Annotated in this window: 20 protein-coding genes; 4 read left to right on the top strand and 16 right to left on the bottom strand. The window is 63.0% G+C overall.

Features of this window, described 5'->3' with window-relative positions; all coding sequences use genetic code 11:
• Positions 1 to 220 precede the first annotated feature (220 nt).
• Entirely contained in the window at positions 221 to 1,201 is a 981-nt protein-coding gene (locus AC57B8_RS08670) for a tripartite tricarboxylate transporter substrate binding protein (protein WP_496479322.1), read from the bottom strand.
• Between the two features lie 62 nt (positions 1,202 to 1,263).
• On the bottom strand, positions 1,264 to 2,358 hold the full coding sequence (locus tag AC57B8_RS08665) for a threonine aldolase family protein (protein ID WP_496479321.1): 1,095 nt from the start codon (positions 2,356 to 2,358) through the stop codon (positions 1,264 to 1,266).
• 85 nt (positions 2,359 to 2,443) lie between these two features.
• On the opposite strand from AC57B8_RS08665, the gene AC57B8_RS08660 reads away from it, so the two are divergent.
• Complete coding sequence (locus AC57B8_RS08660) at positions 2,444 to 3,361, top strand: LysR substrate-binding domain-containing protein (protein WP_496479320.1); 918 nt, start codon at positions 2,444 to 2,446, stop codon at positions 3,359 to 3,361.
• 71 nt (positions 3,362 to 3,432) lie between these two features.
• On the opposite strand, the gene AC57B8_RS08655 is transcribed toward AC57B8_RS08660, so the two are convergent.
• Genes AC57B8_RS08655 through AC57B8_RS08630 form a run of 6 tightly spaced genes read right to left on the bottom strand, consistent with a single transcriptional unit; the run spans position 3,433 to position 8,876 of the window.
• Entirely contained in the window at positions 3,433 to 4,101 is a 669-nt protein-coding gene (locus AC57B8_RS08655) for an NIPSNAP family protein (RefSeq protein WP_496479319.1), read from the bottom strand.
• Between the two features lie 2 nt (positions 4,102 to 4,103).
• Positions 4,104 to 5,477, bottom strand: coding sequence for an MFS transporter (locus tag AC57B8_RS08650; protein WP_496479318.1), 1,374 nt, complete (start codon positions 5,475 to 5,477; stop codon positions 4,104 to 4,106).
• A gap of 48 nt (positions 5,478 to 5,525) precedes the next feature.
• Positions 5,526 to 6,305, bottom strand: a complete 780-nt coding sequence (locus tag AC57B8_RS08645; RefSeq protein ID WP_496479317.1) for an acetoacetate decarboxylase family protein — start codon at positions 6,303 to 6,305, stop codon at positions 5,526 to 5,528.
• A 47-nt stretch (positions 6,306 to 6,352) separates the two neighbouring features.
• Entirely contained in the window at positions 6,353 to 7,339 is a 987-nt protein-coding gene (locus AC57B8_RS08640; protein WP_496479316.1) for a C-terminal binding protein, read from the bottom strand.
• On the bottom strand, positions 7,336 to 8,112 hold the full coding sequence (locus AC57B8_RS08635; RefSeq protein ID WP_496479315.1) for an SDR family NAD(P)-dependent oxidoreductase: 777 nt from the start codon (positions 8,110 to 8,112) through the stop codon (positions 7,336 to 7,338). Before AC57B8_RS08635 ends, AC57B8_RS08640 begins: the two co-directional genes overlap by 4 nt.
• Complete coding sequence (locus AC57B8_RS08630) at positions 8,109 to 8,876, bottom strand: FadR/GntR family transcriptional regulator (protein ID WP_496479314.1); 768 nt, start codon at positions 8,874 to 8,876, stop codon at positions 8,109 to 8,111. The genes AC57B8_RS08635 and AC57B8_RS08630 overlap by 4 nt, the downstream gene beginning before the upstream one ends.
• Positions 8,877 to 9,055: 179 nt before the next feature.
• Here AC57B8_RS08630 and AC57B8_RS08625 point away from each other — a divergent pair, with 179 nt between their 5' ends.
• Both AC57B8_RS08625 and AC57B8_RS08620 read left to right on the top strand, forming a co-directional pair.
• On the top strand, positions 9,056 to 10,180 hold the full coding sequence (locus AC57B8_RS08625) for a mandelate racemase/muconate lactonizing enzyme family protein (RefSeq protein WP_496479313.1): 1,125 nt from the start codon (positions 9,056 to 9,058) through the stop codon (positions 10,178 to 10,180).
• 67 nt (positions 10,181 to 10,247) lie between these two features.
• On the top strand, positions 10,248 to 11,090 hold the full coding sequence (locus AC57B8_RS08620; protein ID WP_496479312.1) for a fumarylacetoacetate hydrolase family protein: 843 nt from the start codon (positions 10,248 to 10,250) through the stop codon (positions 11,088 to 11,090).
• A gap of 34 nt (positions 11,091 to 11,124) precedes the next feature.
• Here AC57B8_RS08620 and AC57B8_RS08615 read toward each other — a convergent pair whose 3' ends face one another.
• A complete protein-coding gene (locus tag AC57B8_RS08615; protein WP_496479311.1) occupies positions 11,125 to 11,283 on the bottom strand; it encodes a hypothetical protein in 159 nt (52 codons plus the stop codon).
• Positions 11,284 to 11,517: 234 nt separating this feature from the next.
• On the opposite strand from AC57B8_RS08615, the gene AC57B8_RS08610 reads away from it, so the two are divergent.
• The gene (locus AC57B8_RS08610; protein ID WP_496479487.1) at positions 11,518 to 11,655 is read left to right on the top strand and encodes a hypothetical protein; all 138 of its coding nucleotides are present in this window, start codon (positions 11,518 to 11,520) and stop codon (positions 11,653 to 11,655) included.
• Positions 11,656 to 11,847: 192 nt separating this feature from the next.
• Here the strand turns inward: AC57B8_RS08610 and AC57B8_RS08605 are convergent, their stop codons facing one another.
• The 7 genes from AC57B8_RS08605 to AC57B8_RS08575 all read right to left on the bottom strand — a co-directional run bounded on the left by AC57B8_RS08605 (position 11,848) and on the right by AC57B8_RS08575 (position 19,522).
• The gene (locus AC57B8_RS08605) at positions 11,848 to 12,894 is read right to left on the bottom strand and encodes an OmpA family protein (protein WP_496479310.1); all 1,047 of its coding nucleotides are present in this window, start codon (positions 12,892 to 12,894) and stop codon (positions 11,848 to 11,850) included.
• 406 nt (positions 12,895 to 13,300) lie between these two features.
• Positions 13,301 to 13,855 carry a carboxymuconolactone decarboxylase family protein gene (locus AC57B8_RS08600; protein ID WP_496479309.1) on the bottom strand — a complete coding sequence of 185 codons (555 nt, stop codon included), beginning with the start codon at positions 13,853 to 13,855 and terminating at the stop codon, positions 13,301 to 13,303.
• Between the two features lie 388 nt (positions 13,856 to 14,243).
• Positions 14,244 to 15,548, bottom strand: coding sequence for an amidase (locus AC57B8_RS08595; protein WP_496479308.1), 1,305 nt, complete (start codon positions 15,546 to 15,548; stop codon positions 14,244 to 14,246).
• Between the two features lie 133 nt (positions 15,549 to 15,681).
• On the bottom strand, positions 15,682 to 16,449 hold the full coding sequence (locus AC57B8_RS08590) for a class II aldolase/adducin family protein (RefSeq protein ID WP_496479307.1): 768 nt from the start codon (positions 16,447 to 16,449) through the stop codon (positions 15,682 to 15,684).
• Between the two features lie 42 nt (positions 16,450 to 16,491).
• On the bottom strand, positions 16,492 to 17,499 hold the full coding sequence (locus tag AC57B8_RS08585) for an ABC transporter ATP-binding protein (protein ID WP_496479306.1): 1,008 nt from the start codon (positions 17,497 to 17,499) through the stop codon (positions 16,492 to 16,494).
• Positions 17,496 to 18,629, bottom strand: a complete 1,134-nt coding sequence (locus AC57B8_RS08580) for an ABC transporter ATP-binding protein (RefSeq protein ID WP_496479305.1) — start codon at positions 18,627 to 18,629, stop codon at positions 17,496 to 17,498. Before AC57B8_RS08580 ends, AC57B8_RS08585 begins: the two co-directional genes overlap by 4 nt.
• Positions 18,626 to 19,522 (bottom strand): ABC transporter permease, encoded by an 897-nt coding sequence (locus AC57B8_RS08575; protein ID WP_496479304.1) that lies wholly within the window; start codon positions 19,520 to 19,522, stop codon positions 18,626 to 18,628. Before AC57B8_RS08575 ends, AC57B8_RS08580 begins: the two co-directional genes overlap by 4 nt.
• Between the last annotated feature and the right edge of the window lie 3 nt (positions 19,523 to 19,525).

Here is a 19,525-nt window from a genome sequence, read left to right as displayed (position 1 = left end):
GGATTGAAGGTCAAGCCGGGCCGGGGGAAATCCGATGAATCGCCTGTACCTCGAGTACATCCCGGAGATAGGAACCCTGGCCGCGTATAGCCATCATGGGCAGCAGGATCACTGCAACACCAGCCCGAATGTAAGGTCGCACGCCTTCCTGAATCTCGCAGCGCAAAAGCCTGTTGCTCCTCTCGGGCGGACCATGTAAGGCGATTCAGTTCAGAGGGCCTCAGCTGCTGATCGTGACCCCCGTCTGTTTGACAACCGATCTCCAGCGTGCAATTTCTTCGTTCAAGAACTTGGAAAATTCCTGAGGCCCTCGGGGCATGGGGTCTACGAACGAGCTTCCCAGCTTGGCTTTGACTTCAGGCAGGTCCAGCACCTTGTCGATGGCTGCGTTCAACTGCTGCAGCAAGCCTGCGGGGACCTTGGAAGGTGCCATCACGCCATACCAGGCGCTTCCTTCAACACCTGGAACGCTTTCGGAGAAGGTCTGCACGGCGGGCAGTTTCGGATGCCGCGCAGCGCTGGCGATGGCAAGTACCTTCAGCCGCTTCGCTTCGATGTGCGGCATGCAAGCGGGCACGGAGTTGATCACCATGGGAATCTGTCCACCGACGGCATCGGTCAAGGCGAGGCTGCCGCCCTTGTAGGGCACATGCACCAGTTCCATCCCGGTCTTGAGCTTCAGCGTTTCGTACAGCAGGTGCGGTACAGACCCTTGGCCTGGCGTGCCCACACCGAATTGGCGGACCTGATCACGCGGGAGCGCCAGCAATTCTCGAAGGGAGTTGGCTGGAAGCGACGGGTGCGCCACCAACAGTTGCGGCGAAGATCCCACGAGCGTCAGTGGCGCGAAATCGCTGACTGGATCGAATGAGAGCTTGGGCTGTACCGCTGCATTCGTGGCGTGCGCAGCGTCGGCAAGGAACAACGTATATCCATCCGCAGCGCTCTTGGCCGCGGCATCGGTGCCGATCAGGCCTGCGGCACCCGCCTTGTTGTCCACAACGACATTCCAGCCGGCCGTTTCAGTCAGCTTTTGCGCAATCAGGCGCCCGACAAAATCGGAACCGCCTCCGGGGCCGTACGGCACGATCAGGCGAATGGGGCGATTGGGAAATCCATTGGCCAATGCCTTGCCACTCACCAGAGCGGTGGTCATCAAGAAGGTGGAGGCGATGAATTCACGGCGGCAGAGGTACGGCATGGTCAAACTCCTATTGGGCAATCACTGTGTTCGATGGGATGTGCGTTTTCGCGAGGACTCGTTCAGGCAAGCAGCGATTGCCCGGCACGCCGAAATCCGGCCGCTGCGGTATTCACGGCGTTCGCGTCGATGTGACGGTGCGTGACAAGGCGGATCCGTCGCGCGCCCCACGGCCGGATCAGGACCCCGTTTTTTTCGAGCGCCTCAGCCCAGGCGGCGCTGTCTGCGACGGCCCCGGAAAGGTCGACGAAGACGATGTTCGTCGCCGGCGTGCTGACAACGACCGACTCGGGCAACACGCCCCGCAATGCTTCACTCAGAAGCGATGCCAACGCATGATCCTGGGCCAGCCGGCCGGCCATCGTTGCGACCGCATCCAGCCCTGCTGCGGCAACCACGCCAATCTGGCGTTGTGTGCCCCCGAGCATCTTGCGCAACCGCTTGGCATGGGCGATCGTGTCAGACGGTCCGGCGAGTACCGCGCCCGCAGGCGCACTGAGGCCCTTGGAAAGACAGATGGACACCGTGTCGGCATGGCACGCGATCGCGGCGGGATCGACATCCAGCGCCACAGCGGCATTGAAGAGCCGGGCGCCATCGAGGTGTACGCGCACCCCGGCGCGCCGAGAGGCGTTCCAAACCGCCTCCATGTGATCAAGCGGAAGCACGGCCCCGCCCGCGTTGACGTGCGTGGTTTCCATGCAGACCAGTTCTGTGCGCAACGCGCCGGATGGCTTGAGTGCCAACGTCAGCTGCTCGAGGTCCATCGCCCCGGCGACGCCAGGAATACCGGTGTAGGTCACGCCGCCGAACAAGGGGCCTCCGCGCTCGGAGACGAGCATGTGCGCAGATGCCTCCAGCACAACCTGCGACTGGCGCTCAGCCTGCGTCAGTACCGCCAGGAGATTTCCCATCGTGGCAGTCGGCACGTACAGACCGGACGCCTTGCCCAGCGTCTTGGCAACCAGTACCTCGAGCGCGCGCGCGGTAGGGTCACCGTCCAGGCCGTCGTCTCCCAGTGCGGCCGTTCGCATGCGGTCGTACATCGCCGGTGTGGGCAGTGTCACGGTGTCGCTGCGCAGATCCACCATGGGCGCACCCAGGCACGGGCTGCGCGGCAACTGCGGGTCAACAACTTGCGTGGTCTTGTCTGGCATGGACGCAAGTATTCTTTCTGGCGACCGATACCGCAAATGCGTATATCGGAGTGCCTCATACAATATTGATATGAGAAGCCGCCAAATGACCTTGAAGCACATTGAGGCGTTTCGTGTCGTCATGCAGACCGGCTCGATGACCGAAGCATCACGACGGCTTCACACGTCGCAGCCCCAGGTGAGCCGTCTCGTTTCTCAGCTGGAGGCGATCACCGGCTTTCCGCTTTTTGAGCGCAGTGGCACCCGTCTGGTGTCTTCGCTGGACGGGAAGCGCTTCTTCCAGGAAGTCGAGAAGACATTCGCCGGACTGCAAAGCCTGGAGTCCGCGGCTTCCAACATCCGGACGTTCGGTGGCGACCGCCTTGCCGTCGCAGCCATGGCGCGAATCGCCGGGGGCATCCTCAGTGACGCGGTCGCCGGCTTCAAGCGCAACCACCCCGAGACGCTGGTCACCATTCACTCAGGAGCAGCCACCACCGTCAACACCTGGGTGACGTCAGGCTTGTGCGATCTGGGCCTTGCCATCCTGTATGGCGATGATCCACCTGGCATGCAGGTCGAGTCACTGTTCAGCATGGACTGCGTTGCGCTGCTCCCCCGCAATCACCGTCTGGCGCGGGCCGAGTTCGTCCGGGCATCGGACCTCGACGGCGAAGCCTTCATCTCGTTCCCACTGGGCAGCGGCCCAAGGGAGCGCGTCGATCAGGTGTTGGCTGCCGCGGGAGTGAGAACCCGCACGGTGCTGGAGTCCGACTTGGGCACCTCCGTATGTTCACTGGTTGCTGCGGGTCTGGGCGTGAGCGTGATCAATCCGCTCGCAGCACTTGAGGAGCAGCGCAATTTCGACTTCGAGGTGCGAACGTTCAAACCCGCAATAGCGGTGCGCCTTGCGATCCTGCTTGCGCCCGATGCTCCTGGTTCCCGGCTTGTGTCTGCGTTCAAGGATGTCGTGCGCGGCGTCATCGAAACTGAACTGGATCACATTCGCCCGTACCGCAGCTGAGCGCAGCGACGGCTTCGCGGCGTGAACCAGTCCAAGATTTTTGCCGCATCCCCAAACAGATATGTCTGAATTCAGCAACTGGGTATCGGCCCAATGTGCTCGAGTGCGAGGCGACGCATGCGGGCTTGCGCTGAATCCAGCGGCGCCAACTCCACAGGCAGGCGAATGCCTGCCAATATGTCCCGCTGAAGCAGCGTCGGCTCGATATCCCAGCCAATCATCAAGACTGACTGCGGCAATTGGCTTCCTGCTGCCATGTCGAAGCAATACGCGAGTGAAGCGCCTGCAAGTTGAAGTTGCAGCATCAGCGCAGTGTGCAACCAATCAGTGACCTGGGCGTCCTGACCATGCCGCGTCGGCAGGAAGACGAGCTCACGAATCTGTCCATCGGACTGCGATGGCATGAGCATGCCTGACCTCAGTTTGAGAAAATGCAGTTCATAGCCTTGCAGCATCTCCGTGCCCGCGTTACTTTCCTGTCGCACGGCATGCCATTGCGGGTCGGCGCCAAATGCGGCCCAAGCCTTTTCGCGTTCAGCATAGCCGTCATACCGCGTCAGATACACAAGCCTCGACGTCTCGCCGCCGGCCAGCCAGGTGCCTAGGCAGTTGATGCCATGGCGCGAAAACAACGCGGGAATCTGTTCGCGAAAGCGCCGCAGCAGGCCCGGCATGCGCCCCGCATACGGCTGGTACAAGCGCAGCTCGTACAGCCCTGGCGCGGCGGTAGACGTTGTCATGCTCAGGCCGGCTGCAGGTCATCTTCCGGCAGTTGCTTGCCGTTGCGCAGCGCCAGGATGGCGATGACCGACACGAGGCACAGCGTGATCAGGTAGCCCACCAGGTAGGTCGATCGGCCGCCGGCCTGCTGGGTGAGCCAGGTCGCGATGAAGGGCGTCATGCCAGCGATGGTGGCGCCGTTCATCTCGCGCACAAAGGTGATGCCGGTGAAGCGGTAGCGCGTCGGGAACAGCCCAGTGAGGAACGCGCCCTGCGAGCCCGCGACCGAAGCGAAACCAACACCGTAGCCGATGACCATCGCGACGGCCGCGAGCACCATGCTCTTCGAATCGAGCAGCCAGAACATCGGCGCGGCATAGAACCCGATGAACAGTGTGCCCAGCACATAGACCCGCCCGTAGCCGAAGCGGTCGGACAACTTGCCCATGAGCGGCGTGCACACAATGCCGGCGATGGACGCTAGGATGAGGATGTTTAGCCCGTCGGAGCGGGTGAAGGCCAAGTTGTTGACCATGTAGCTGAGCGCGAAGGTGTTGAGCGTGTAGGTCGCGGCATTGGCGCCGGCCATGGCCAGGAAGCCGCACAGCAACACCTTGGGTTGCCTGCGCAGTACTTCGCCGAGCGGGATAGACGCGGCGCGTTGCCGGTCGTGGGCGTGGGCGACGGCACGCACGTACTCGGGGGTTTCCTCGAGGTGCTTTCGGATGTAGAGCGCCACGATCACCAGCAGCGAAGAGAACAGGAAGGGAATGCGCCAGGCCCAGCTCAGCAAATCGTTCTCAGGCAGCTGCGAAAGCATACGGAAGATGACCGACGCCAGCAGCAGGCCGGCCACCGTCGCCGACAGCACGAAAGCGGTGTAGTAGCCCTTCTTCTTCGCCGGCACGTATTCGGCCACCAGCACCAGTGCGCCCGCGTATTCGGCGCCAGCACCCAGGCCCTGCAGCAAGCGCAACACGATCAGCAGGATGGGCGCCATGATGCCGATCTGCGCGTAGGTCGGCAGCAGGCCGATGCAGACCGTGGACACGCCCATCAGTGTGATCGTGAAAACCAGCGCCGGCTTGCGGCCCTTCTTGTCGCCGAAGTGCGAAATGATCAGGCCACCGAGCGGGCGGGCGAGGAAGCCGACGGCCAGCGTGGCGAATGACGCCAGCGTGCCGGCGGCCGGCGACATCGACGGAAAGAAGAGCTTGTTGAAAATGAGGCCGGAAGCCACAGCGAACAGAACGAAGTCGTACCACTCGATCACGGTACCCACGACGGCCGCCAATAGCACGCGCCGGATCTTCTGCGGGGTGACTTCGCTGGGGTCCGTCTGTGCGCCGCGGTTGCGGCGAGCAATGTCGTCTGAAAGCTCTCGGGTCGGGTTCATGATTTGTCTCCTTTTAATAATTCGATGTGCGGGCTGCTGGCAGCCGGTTCAGTCCGCCAGGTAGTCGTGCAAGATCTGACCTTCGATGAGCGTGAAGTCACCGCGCCAGTAGAAAGCGTTGAGCATCTCCACGACCGGTAGCCGGTAGACGGGTGCCTGGATGTTGGGCCGCAGCTCCACGGTGCAGGGCCCCTCCCAGCATTCGTGCACCTGCACATTGGCCAGCCGGCGCGACGTCAGCTGGCGTATTGCGGGCGTGCCGTCGATGTGGTCGATGGCCTTGAGGTTGAAGTTGTTGGTGAAGTCCAGCAGCTTCGACAGCGTGGACAGGTCGCCGCGTGTCTGCTTGTAGGCCAGCGTTCCAGTGATCACGTCGATGCCGTTGCGCGCGACTGTTCCCACCCATGCATCGCCGCGTGCCTCGAGCTTGGGCAGGCCCGACTTCTTGGGCTGGCCATGGATCTCGCGGCCGTGGGCCACTCCGACGTCTGAGCTCAGATACAGATAAGGGGAGTACGCACCCGCGACGCCGCTGGAAGGAAGGCGCGCTCCGAACATCACGTTCGCCTCGCTGTAGGGGCCGAGCCAGTCGGTGTCGTTCATCTTGTAGATGTGGATCAACACCACGTCGCCGGCGACCTCAAGTGGCGGCGGCAGCAACATCGCCATCGCGGCAGCGTCGGAGCGATACGCCAGCGTCAGCACTTCGACGTTGCGAAAGTCGAATGGAAAGGGCGGAATCATGGGAGCATCCAGCGGGGTCGAAAAACCACCTGCGCGGATCTCCTCAAGCGTGATGCGGCGTTTGGCCGCCGTGTATTGGGGCATGGCGTGCTCCGGTGTTGGGTACGGTGAGATGCAGTGCGATCGCCAGGTCAGGCCGGGGAGCCGGGGACCGGGCAGCGCAGCGGCTGCCCACGCAGCAGGCGGGTGATGTCGTCGGCCACCAGTTCCTGCAGTTTCACGATGGCGGCATCGGAATACCATGCCGCATGCGGCGTGAGGATGAGGTTAGGGGCCGTGCGCAGCGGTGATTCGGGAGACAGCGGCTCCGTCTCGAACACATCGAGCGCGGCGCCGCCGATGACGCCGCGCGCCAGTGCATCGGCCAGCGCCGCTTCATCGATCAGCCTGCCCCGCGCGGTGTTCACGATGACCGCGCCCGGCCTCATCATCGCCAGGTTGCCGGTGTTGACCACGTGGGTCGTCTCGGGCGTGGCGGGTGCGTGCAGCGACAGCACGTCGGCCTCACGGAACAACGCGGCTATGTCCACGCGAGTGGCACCGAGCGCTTTGGCCCGGGCGTCGTCCAATTGCGGGTCGGCGACCAAAAAGCGAAATCCGAAAGGCTGTAGCCGAGCCAATACCAGGGAGCCAATGCGGCCGAGGCCGAGGAAGCCGACAACGGTTTCGCTGAAAGGCTTGATTGGCTTGGCCACCGCGACGGCTGCCCAGCGGCCGCCGCGCACCGACGCATCGAGCTGCGGCAGCTTGCGCAGCGAAGCCAGCACCAGCGACGCCGTGTGGTCGGCCACTTCGGCCGTGCAGTAATCGGGCACATACCCGACCGGCAGACGACGGCCGAATGCCGAAGGCAGGTCGATGTTGTCGTAGCCTATGCCATAGCGCACGATGCCGCCACCTGCGGCCATCCCGGCGATGGCGGCGGCAGTCAGTGGCGCGAACTGCACGACGGCCACCGTCGCACCGGCCACTGCGCGGGTGACGTCCTCGGCGTTTTTGCACTGGCAGGCTACAAATTCGGCGCCCAGGCGCTCGGCGGCGGCCTGTTCGCGGGCCAGGTCGGGGAAGGTGTAGTCGGTGACGACCACGCGCGGTCGGGTCTTGCGTATCTCGGTCATGGAGTTGCTGGGTTGAAGTCGGCAAATACAGGGTCGCGTACATCGATTTCGAGTTGCTCGATCTCATTGCGCGCAGCGGGGCTACACAGCCATACCGCCACGGCGGCTGTAACCGAAGGTGGCGTCAGGTTCTGCTGCGGAATGCGGCTGACGTCGTTGATGCCGGAGGCGCGGATACTGGCCTGCATGGTGGTATCGGTCGGTGGAATGCCAAGCGAGAACACCCGCAAGCCACGGCTGCGGTATTCAAGGTCGATGCTGCGAGACAGCATCACCAGCGCGGCCTTGCTGGCACAGTAGGCGCTCCAGCCTTCGAGCGGACGGTAGGCAGCACCCGAACTCATGTTGACGACGACGCCCCGTCGCGCCAACAGATGCGACAGGAACGCTCCGGTGCAGCGCATGGCGCCCCCCGCATTGACGGCCAACACTTCAGCCCAGGCATCGGCATCCACCTCGCCCAACAGGCCGATCGGCTGGATCACACCGGCATTGTTGATGAGCGCATCGACGTGGCCGAAATTACTCAGTGCCTTTTCAGCGGCCACCGCCATGTCGGCCGTGCTGCGTACATCGGCCGCGAACACCTGCAGCCGCGTGTGCGCGCAGGCCACCAGGTCGTCAAGTTCAGGCGCGAGCGCCGCGCCAGGTTGCACCACGGCAAACACCGAGGCGCCCGCTTCGAGCAGCCGTTTGACGATGGCCGCGCCGATGCCGCGCCCTGCACCCGTGACCACGGCCACAGCGCCTTGCAAATCTGGCAACGTATTCATGACTGGCCTTCTGCGCTGTTGCCGTTGGCGTTATCCGCCTCGGCGGCGGCAGTTGCCGTCTTGGCCGCACGGGCCTGCACCATCGACTCGGCGGTCGAGTGCAGCACATTGCGCATGTGCTGACGCATGGCCTGCTCAGCCGCATTCGCGTCGTTCGACGCCAGTGCTGCAACGATGGCGGCGTGGTCGAGCAGGCTCTGAGCGATGACCTGAGTCGATTCGGAAGCGACAGTGCGAAATTCCAGACCCAGTGTGTTCAGGCTGGTGGCAGCGCGCGAGAGAAAAGGATTGGCTGCGAGCGCATGGATGTACTCGTGGAAAGCGATGTCGAGCAGGCGATAGGTGTGTGGGTCGTCGATGGCCGCCTTTTGCTTCACAGTCAGCTCGCGCAGCTTGGCAACGTCGGTTGGGGTCGCTGCGGCGGCCGCTCGCGCAGCAATACCGCCTTCGATGAGCTGGCGCGCGTCGTACAGACTGTCGACCGAGGTCTCTTCCAGCGAGAGAAAGAACTGAAGCGGGCCGAGCAGCTCTTCGGCCCGCAGTGCGGACACATAGATCCCACCACCATGGCGGGCCTTGAGCACGCCCAGCACGGCCAAGGCGCGTACCGCCTCGCGGATCGTGGGACGGCTCACGCCGAAAGACTGGGCGAGGTCACGCTCGGAGGGCAGACGGTCACCAGCCTTGAGGTTGCCGACACGCACCATGCCAAGCAGTTGCGCCACGACCTGCTCAGATACCGGGTCGCGCTCGACATTGGTCACTTGAAATACTTGTTGTGAAGTCATGCAAAAACCGTTGACGGATACCACGCTAGGCCGGCGTGCTCGGCTTGAACCATTTGAAAGTGGACAGGCCACTTGTCCACTTGATGACTTGGCCAGCGAAATGTATACTTTTTACCTTCCATGTCAAGTCTGAAATGAAAAAACCCGGAGACCTCATGAAGCTGGCCCATGTTCAGGCTTACATCCTTTCCTACCCTGATGCCAATGACCTCAATCGACAGCGCCTGACCGTACTGGTCAGGGTACGGACCGCCGACGGCGTGACCGGATGGGGCGAAGCCATCGCCATGTGGCCCGAGGCCTGTCGAGCCGTGGTGGCGCTCATCGAGCAGGGCTTTGCGCCGCTATTGATCGAAACCGGCGAAACCACAGTGCAGGCTTGCTGGCAGAAGATGCGCGAGCACAGTTGGTGGTACGGCGAAGGCGGCATAGCCTCGTTTGCGATCAGTGCTCTGGACATGGCGCTGTGGGACATTCATGGCAAGCTTGAGGGCCAACCGCTCTCGGAACTGTGGGGTCGCGCGAAGGAAAAGCTGCCGGCCAATGCCAGCTGCCACGTGAACAAGCAGAGCCTTGCGGCCTGCATCGACGAAGCCTTGGACCTGTTTGCTGTCGGCTACCGCAGCATCAAGCTCGGCTTGGGCAAGAAGTCGCTCTCGACCATTGGCCACGACCCGCAAAGCAGCATCGCGCTGGTGGCGGGGCTGCGGCGCGAGGCCGGCCCCGGCCTGGAAATCCTGGTCGACGTGGGCAACGGCCTGCGCTGGGACTTGGCCACCGCGACCGACACCGTGCAACGTATGGCCGAACACAACATCGGCTGGATCGAAGAGCCGTTTTACCCGACACACCTCGATGACTACCGTGCACTGAAGGCGGCCGTGACAGTGCCGATAGCCAGCGGCGAACGCGAATGGACGGTTAGTGGCTACCAGCGTCTCATCGACAGCGGTACGGTCCACGTGCTCGGAGTTGACCCGGCGCGGGCCGAGGGCGTGACCGGCTTTCGGGCTATTGACCAGCGCGCCGGCGCGGCAGGCCTGACGGTCAACGCTCACGCCTGGAGCACGGCCATCACTACAGCTGCCAGCCTGCATCTCTCGCTCGCATCACCCAACACGCGGCTGTTCGAACTCAAGCCGTTTCCGGTCGCAGTGCAGCAGGAATTGGTGAAGGCGCCGGTGTCGCAAGCCGACGGTTTCGTGACAGCGCCCGAAGGTGACGGACTCGGTGTTGAGGTCGATGAGGACGCGCTGCAGCGCCTGATCCTGCGAGCCTGACTCCTAGAACGCGCAGATGAGTTTTTGCGCTTGGTCGATTCGTCTTTTTTTCTCCCAAAGGACTCCCATGAAATTGCTTCGTTATGGCCCTCCTGGCCAGGAAAAACCCGGCCTGCTCGACGCACAGGGCCGCATCCGCGACCTGTCGGCGCAAGTCGAGGACATAGGCGGCGCCGCGCTGCTGCCCGAAGGCTTGGCGCGCATCGCCGCGCTCGACATCAGCAGCCTGCCGCTGGTCGAAGGCGAGCCGCGCATCGGGCCGTGCATCGCCGGTGTCGGAAAGTTCATATGCATCGGCCTGAACTACTCGGACCACGCGGCCGAGACCGGCGCCACGGTGCCACCCGAGCCCATCATCTTCATGAAGGCCACCTCGGCCATCATGGGCCCGAACGACGACCTCGAAATCCCGCGGGGCTCTGAAAAAACCGACTGGGAAGTCGAACTCGGCGTGGTGATTGGCAAGAAAGCCAAATACGTGAGCGAGGCTGATGCGATGTCGCACGTAGCCGGCTACTGCCTGATCAACGACGTCTCAGAGCGCGCCTTCCAGATTGAGCGGCAAGGCCAGTGGACAAAAGGAAAGTCCGCTGACACCTTCGGCCCCATCGGGCCGTGGCTGGTCACGCGCGACGATGTGGCCGACCCGCAGAAACTGGGCATGTGGCTGGAGGTCAATGGCGTACGGCGGCAGAACGGCTCGACCGCCACCATGGTCTACGGGGTGGCGCATTTGGTGGCCTACCTCTCGCAGTTCATGAGCCTGCAGCCGGGCGACATCATCTCTACCGGTACGCCGCCAGGCGTCGGCATGGGCATGAAGCCACCGGTATATCTGAAGGCGGGCGATGAGATCGCGCTAGGCATCGAAGGCCTTGGAACACAGAAACAGCGTACTGTGAAGGGTTGAGGTTGCCGCGCCCTTGAGTGATGGCGAAGGCCCGTCACTCACACGGAGTGGGTCGTACGGTCACGTCGTTCTGCTGCAAGTAGTACGGCGGGTCGAGCGCGCGCTGCGCCAGCGCGAGCCGCGCGTCCATCGAGAAGTCGCGCTGCGGCAGCGAACGCACGCCCAAGCAGGCATCGGCCGGAGCGCTGTGCACGGCGTGCTCCCGTTTTCTGCGCATGGGCCGCAGGCGAGGGCAGGGCGAAGGTCAGCACGCAGGCGGCGAGAAAAAACCGCGAGCAACGGCAGGCGCGTTGTGTTCATGAAGCGATTTCCTCGGGTTCGAAAAACGCGATGGCGGCGGCTGAAGGCAGCGCCACTGAAAACGGAAGGTGGCAGGCGACCTGGCGTTTGTCCGCGAGCGCAGCCAATGGCGGCTCCGCCGCAGCGCGTGCGGAAGCGACAGCCCGTGGGCAGCGACATGGGCGACGGCATCGGTGCGCGGCGCGGCGCCGGCCTTGCAGATGCGCCTGAGGTACATCACCGCCACGCGGTCGGCAACGTTGCGCACCACCGCCAGGTCGCGTGAGATGACCGCATGCTCAGCCCGAGGGGCTGCCGCAGGTCGTTGAGCATGTTGAGCACCTGTGCGCGAGTGAGTTGCGCAATTCTTGCTGACGGCCAGTTGCCAGGATAAAACGGTTCCGTTCTCAATCGACCGAAAAAGCCTTCGCAAGCCGCGTTGTCTGGCTGCACAGTGGGCGCGAAAGCCGCCTGGCTACTACTGCAGCACCAACTCCACCCGGCGGTTCTTGACGCGGCCGGCATCGGTGCCGTTGGAGGCCACCGGCGCGAGGCTGGCCACCCCGTTGGCCGTGAGCCGGTCGCGGGCAATACCGTAGTCGCGGGCAAGCACAGCTGCCACCGCATCGGCACGGCGACGGCTCAGATCGATATTGGCCGGCAGGTTGCCCACGTTGTCGGTGTGGCCCACCACATGCAGCTTCAGGCCAGACTGCTGCTTGAGCAAGGCGCCGATCTGGTCCAGCGATGCCTTGCTGGCAGGCTGGATATCGGCCTTGTTCGTGTCAAACAGGATGCCGTAAATGGCCACACGCCCATTGGCATCCAGGCCCTTGCCGATCTCGCTGGCCGAGAGCGTTTCCATGCGCTGCTCGCGCGCCTTGGGCTCCACGCGCACGACGGCAACCGAGGTGCGCTTGCGAAACTCCGCTTCGTCGCAATAGACCGACATGTCCTGGGGCGTCCAGGTGAACACGGCCAGCGTGGCGCCCGTGGCCTTGTTATCAAGCAGCGCGTAGCGCAAGTCAGTAATGGTGCCCGCTGCGCAGGCTGCCGGGGTGTTGTCGCCCGCCTTGCCCGCCCAGCCGCGCGGCAGCAGTTGGCCCGGCAGGTTGTAGCGGAAGATGCCGGTGCTGGAGCCGCCGCAGGCCTCGAAGCCCGCGCACTCGTACGCCGTCTCGAAGCCAGCCGCCTTGTGCGCCTGCTGATAGCTGCGCAGCACTTCGAGCGGTGAGCGCCCGGCCGGGGCCACATACTGCAATGCGGCGCGCTGGCCCGCGCGGTCGATGCTGCGCGGTGCCACCAACCGCTCGTCACTTTGCTCCACTGCCTTGGCGGCGGGAAAGCGCACTTCGTCGTAGGCAGCGTCGTCGCGATAGAGCAACACGGCCCCCGAGTAGCGCTGGAGCCCCGAGGGATCGGTCAGGCCCTTGATATCTTGGGTAGGCACATGCGTCTGCCCCCACGCCACACCGCACAGACCGAAACACAGCGCAGCGGCTGCGCTCCATGGGATTGTCTTCATCCAAAACCTCTAGGCACAGGTATGTCCCTGCGCTGGAAATTATGGCCGCCGCAGCCTACTTTTTGAAGTGTTTGAAACACCCGGATTCAGACATGCTTTTTCGGACGCCTTCGAACATTCACCACAGGGAAAACGGAATCTCTCTTTGAGGAGAAAAAGAAAAAAGCCCGGACGTTTGAGGACGTTAGCGGGCTTTTTGAGGCTTGTCTGAGTCGAATTTACAACAGGGAGGCGCATGAATGCCTATTTCGCTCGGCCTGGAAAGATACCGTCAAAAGTACCGTCGCCCGCGTTCAGCTAGGCCAATGCCCATGCACAGCGCCGATTCAAACGCTTCGCCAGCCTATTGGCACGGATGAGAATTCCATGGAAATCCGCAGCCGCACATGCCAAGCGGCGCAGGCTTTCACGTAGATTGACGAAAAGGCACGGAAGAATTGACGTAGCCCTTCTCGATGCGTTCCTTGGCACGCTTGACCGCATGCTCACGCGACATCGGCGTGAAGCCATGCCCTTCGACGAGCCTTTGCATGAACGCGGCACGGGCCGTGATCGCGATGGCGTCCTGCAGTGCATGTTCGTCCCATCCTGCGCCGAAGACAGCGTCCGCGTCGGCTTGTGTCATTTCGCTTGGAGTCATCGCGAGCTTGCGCACGAATGTGAGCAGTGCTTTCAGGCGAGGCTCGAGAGGGGCGGTGTCTGGGTTCTCGAGCAGGCGCTCAATGACGCCATTCTCGATGCCCCAGGCATAAGCCACCTCGGAGTGCGACACGTAGACGAACTCGCAGCCCGTCACGGCGGCCGCATAGGACAGGATCAGTTCGCGCTCGCCCTCGCTCAAAGGCGAAGGTCCATTCATGATGACCTGGCTCATCTGCAACCAGGGACCATAGACGTCCGGATACTTCGTGAAAACGGCCGGAGGTCCGGCATTCGCGGGCAGTGACTTGAAGAAGGTCATGATGTGCACTCCTTTCCATGGGGTTCGTTAAGCTGCCAGGTAGGCCAGCGACGGGCTTACCCGCTCACGCCTCCCCGTTGAAGAGCCGGTCGCTCCTGCTGCGATCAGATGACGCGAATGCGGCGATCCCTGCATCGTCCTGCAACGCGATGCCGATAACGTCGAAGCCCACGACCAAGCGCTGCCCGCGGAACGGATCACCCCTGAAATCGCGGGAGATGCCACCGGGTTCGGTGTCGAATCGGGGAAGTGACTACCCATAGGTAGCGCATCCTCCGCGCTAATGCCCAAGCCACCATCCACATGAGCGTCGACGCATCTAGCGATACCTCCTTGTTGAGCACGGCCTTGGCATCCGATGGCAATGTGCGTCGCGTCAATACGCGAATCAGGCACGGCGGGCGCCGAGCGCTTGCTCCAGATGATGCGCGATGCCCAGTACGCGCGCATCGGCATGCCTGGGTCCCGTTACGGTGACGCCGACCGGCATACCCGTCGATCCAAAGCCCGTCGGTACATGCACGCAAGGCGTCCCCAGCAGCGACCACATACGGCAGAAGATCGCAGCACCGGTGACGTCAAGCCCGGCCAAAGCTTCCCCTTCGGCGCTCGGCGCCAGCACGGCATCGAAGGCCGTCATTTCCGTTGTCAGGGCCATGCGGGCGCTTTCGGCGAGCGCCAGCGCCGCGCGGAAGCGCTGACCGGTGACGGCACGCCCTGCGTCCAGTAGCCTGACGAATTCCGTGCTGAATTCTGCAGCATGCTCACACGCTTCGGGTGCGAATGCGGCAAGTGCTTCGAAGGCCACAATGTCCGTCTGCGCTTCGGTAAGGCCTTGGCATGCTTGTGGCAAGTCGACTTCACGCACGGTGGCGCCAAGGCGTTCAAAGGCAGCCACGGCGGTGTCCAGTGCAGCGCGTGCGTCGGCGCCGGCGCGCTCCCAATGGGGCGTGCGACAGATCCCGATGCGCAGCGGCACATTTGGGGCCACGCATGCATCCGCAACAGACGCATCTCGCGCCAACGTGCCGATGAACAGCGCGGCGTCGTCAACACGACGCGCCAGCACGCCAACGGTGTCCAGGCTCGGTGCCAGTGGCTTGATGCCAGCCAGCGGCAGCATGGCGTGCGTCGGCTTGTAGCCGATCACGCCGCAATACGCAGCGGGGCGGATGATCGACCCTGCAGTCTGCGTACCGAACGCCAGCGGCACCATGCCAGCGGCCACGGCAGCGGCTGAACCGCTTGACGAGCCCCCTGGGGTGCGGGGGGCGTCCGCTGGGGCCCGAGGATTGCGCGTCGGACCAGGGTGAGACGTGGCGAACTCGGTGGTCACGGTCTTGCCCACCACGATCGCACCTGCTGCCCGCGCCAACGCCACGGCGGCAGCGTCCATTCGGGGCCGGTGCCCCGCATAGATTGGGGATCCGTAGGTGGTCGGCATGTCGGCCGTGTCCATCAAGTCCTTGACACCTAACGGCACGCCCTGCAGCGCGCCGTGCAGCACGCCGGCGTCGAGCCGGCGCGCCTGCTCGATGGCCGCGTCGGCACCAACATGCTGCCAAGCCTGAACAAGGGCATCCTGCGCGACGATGCGTGCGAGCACCGCACGCACCACTGCTTCGGCCGTGAGTTCTCGGCGGGATACCATCGCCGCCAGTTGGCGGACGGGGAGATCGAGACAATCGTCCATGAAAGGGTCTTCCTGATCGGGTCGGTCGAATTGGGCAGTTCGGACTTCGTCGTTCTCGCGCAGTCCATATGCCGGGTTCTGTCGCAGAACAGCCGACGTTACTTAGCTAGGCATCCTGCTGTACCAAGTGGTCTCAGCGCTCGTAGCCTGGACTCACTTTGTCCATCAGGCGACGCATCGTGGGCCATTCCATTTCGCCAAAAGGCCGCCGCACCTCTGGCCGATACAACCGCCAAGTCTTGCGCGCCACTTCGTCGCTGGGCAGGTGAAGCTCTGTATTGCAGGCCATAGCGTCCACTTGGGCCTTGCAGGCCATCTCAAGCCAGTACATGGCATTAAATGCTTGCGCGATGGTTGCGCTGGCAACCAACAAGCCATGATTGCGCAACACCATCGCATCCCGTTCGCCCAGGTCTCTGACCAATCGAGCACGTTCGTCCAGGTCAATCGCCACCCCTTCGTAGTCGTGATAACCGATGTCAAGGAATCGCATCGCGTTCTGCGTCAATGGCAGCAAACCACATGCGAGAGCCGATACCGCCATTCCGGCACGCGTATGTGTATGCAGGACACAACCGACATCTTTTCTCGCGGTGTGTACGGCGCTGTGAATGACAAACCCTGCGGGGTTGATATCCAATCCCGTGTTTCCCGGGTCGATCACGCGCCCCTCTAAGTCGATCCGCACGAGGCTGCTGGCCGTTACTTCGGTATACATCAGTCCGTATGGATTGATGAGCAGATCTTCTGTACCTGGGATATGCGCACTGATGTGGTTGTAGATCAGATCGGTCATGCCGAAGTGCGCAACAAGTCGATAGCATGCTGCCAAGTCCACGCGGGTCTGCCATTCAGCAGCCTCGTAGGATCCGATAGAAATTGAAGAAGTTGACATGTTCATATAGACCTTCAATATTTTTGATACTGGGAAAACTACAACCAGCTAGCCCGCATCGCTGGCTACTGGCCGCACAGCGTCGACTACATCCAACCGAATGCAGCGGGCGCTGTGGCCTTCGCCCAACGGCACGTCTTGCGGTTGGACCGTGTTGCAAGCAGCCGCGGCCCAAGCACAGCGCTGCGCAAACGCACAGCCCATTGGCAGCCGAGACAGGTCTGGCGGCGATCCAGGAATCGTCATCAGGCGCTTGCCCTTTTTCATCGCGCCGGGACTACGGCTCTGCAGAAGTGACAAGGAGTAGGGATGGCGCGGCTGGGTAAGCAACACGGCGGCCGGACCTTGCTCGACGATCCGCCCGGCATACATCACAGCAATGCGGTCGGCCACTTCAGCAGCAGCGCCGATGTCGTGGGTGACGAAGACGATGGCCAGACCCATCTCCTTTTGCAATTCGCGCAGCAACAGCAGGATTTGGATTTGCACCGTGGCGTCCAGCGCGGTGGTGGGCTCGTCAGCCAGCAGCACCTGCGGCTTGCAGGCCAGGGCCAGCGCGATCATGGCGCGCTGGCGCATGCCGCCAGACATCTCGTGAGCATAGGCCGCAAGGCGGCGTTCGGGACTGGGGATACGCACTCGCTCGAACAGTGCCAGCGCGCGTGCGTATGCCTCAGAACGACTGACATTCTCGTGGCGGCGGATCGCCTCGACGATCTGCTGGCCCACCGGGTAGACAGGGTCTAAGGCCAGCAGCGGCTCCTGGAAGATCATCGCCACCTTCCTTCCGCGCAGAGCCGAAAGACCGGCCCTGTCGAGCGCCAGCACGTCGACGCCGGCAGCCTCCAATGTGCCGGTGATTCGCGATCTGCGCTCGGCATGCAGCCGCATGATGGCGCGCAAGGTGACGCTCTTGCCCGAACCCGATTCACCCAGCAGAGCAACGACCTCACCCTGCTTGATTTCCAGGTCGACACCGTTGACGGCCTCGATCTTCTTTCCGGGCGCGTGGAATTCAACGCGCAGGTTCTTCAATCGAACAGCGACGTCAGTCATGAAAGACCTCCCGAGAGATGCTCCTGCTGGGAAACCATCGCCAGCACTTCATCGTGGGCCGGCGCGGGACTGGGAAAGTCTGGCTGCGGCTCATAGCCCGAATCTCGCTGCCAGCGAAGGCAGGCGACGCCATGGCCCGAAACCGGCTCGACGAACTTGGGCTTTTGTTGGCTGCACACCGCCTGGGCGAAAGCGCAACGGGTGTGAAAACAGCAGCCCGAGGGTGGGTCGATCGGGCTAGGCGGGTCGCCCGAAAGCGGAACCTCTGTGGTCCGCTTCAACGGATCGGTGCTGGGCATGGACTTCAGCAGCGCGTGGGTATAGGGGTGGTGCGGCGCATCGAACACCTGTTCAGCAGGGCCGACTTCCACGACTTGGCCGAGGTACATCACCAGCACCCGGTCGCTGACGTGGCGCACCACATGCAGATCGTGGCTGATGAAGAGATAGGTGAGACCGAAGTCCTGCTTCAGATCTTCCAGCAGATTCAGCACTTGCGCCTCGACGGATTTGTCGAGCGCAGAAACCGCTTCGTCCAAGATCACCAAGCGCGGCTCCAACGCCAAAGCGCGCGCGATATTGACGCGCTGGCGCTGACCACCCGAAAGCTCGTGTGGATAGTGCCCGGCGAAACGCGCCGGCTCAAGACCGACACGCACCAGCAGATCGTGCGCACGGGATAGCGCCACCTCGGCCGACACGCCGTGCACCATCGGGCCGAAGGCCACCGTATCTTCAATGGTCATGCGCGGATTGAGCGAGGAATAGCTGTCCTGGAACACCATCTGCGTCTGCCGGCGAAACTCGCGCAGGGAGAGGGCGGGAGAGCCGACGGTCTGGCCGTCGAAGACGATTTCACCGCTGTCCGGTTTGATCAGCTGCATGATCAGCCGCGCGGTGGTCGACTTGCCGCAGCCGGATTCACCGACCACGCCCAGCGTCTCGCCCTTGCGAATGTGGAAACTTACGTCGTCTACTGCGCGAACCGTGGGGCGTGGACCGCCGAAGCCCAATCCTTTTCGCTTGAGTGGAAAGTGCTTTTTCAGGTGTTGCACATTCAGCAGAAGCTGACGGCGCCCATCGAGGTCACCTGGGTCGGACACTGCAGCAGGAGTGGAATCGCAAATCATTCCTTGATCTCCATCGCTTTGCGCAGGCCATCGGCCAGCATATTGAAGGACACAGAACTTATGAAAATGAATGCACCGGGAAGGGCTGCCAGCAAGGGCTGGTTGTAGATTGCGGTACGCAGCGTATTCAGCATCAGGCCCCATTCGGGCTGGGGCGGTTTCACGCCAAGACCCAAGAAGGACAGCCCCGAGGCCAGAATCATCGACACCGAGATCAAGCTGGTGGCATACACAAAGATCGGGCCGACCACGTTGCCCAACACGTGGCGGCGCACGATCGTGAAGGCCCCCGCGCCAGAGGCCTTGGCGGCTTCCACGTAGTCGCTGCTGCGCACCTGTGTTGTGACGCTTTCCGCGATGCGCGCAATCTGTGGGACAAACACCACCGTCAGCGATATCAGCGCGTTGGTGATGCCCGCACCCAACGCACCCGAAAGCGCGATGGCCAGCAACACCGACGGGAAGGCATAAAGCACGTCGATGCAGCGCATCACCACCGTGTTGACTTTGCCGCCCGCGTAGCCAGCCAGCACGCCGAGCGCGCCGCCGACTGCGAAGGCCATGACGACTGGCGCGATACCCATGAAAAGCGACAGCCGACCGCCGAGCATGAGGCGAGATAGAAGGTCGCGGCCGAGTTCGTCGGTGCCCAGTGGGTAGCCGGGCGTCCCGATCGGTCGCAGGCGCTTGAACATTGAGGTGGCGAACGGGTCGGCCGGCATGAGCCAAGGCGCCAGTAGAGCGAGCACCACCAGCACAAGGATGATGGCAGCGGCGGTCATTGCGACCGGGTTACGTACGAGCCGGCGACAGACATTGGCGCCGTGGCTGCGTGAGCGCACCACCTGCGTCGGGGCGACGGCGGCTGCGCCGAGATTGAGCGTTGCATCCATAGA

Source organism: Variovorax sp. BGA-UO-ETr-C22 (genome assembly GCF_059567965.1).
This window is presented reverse-complemented; position numbering and strand designations above follow the sequence as displayed.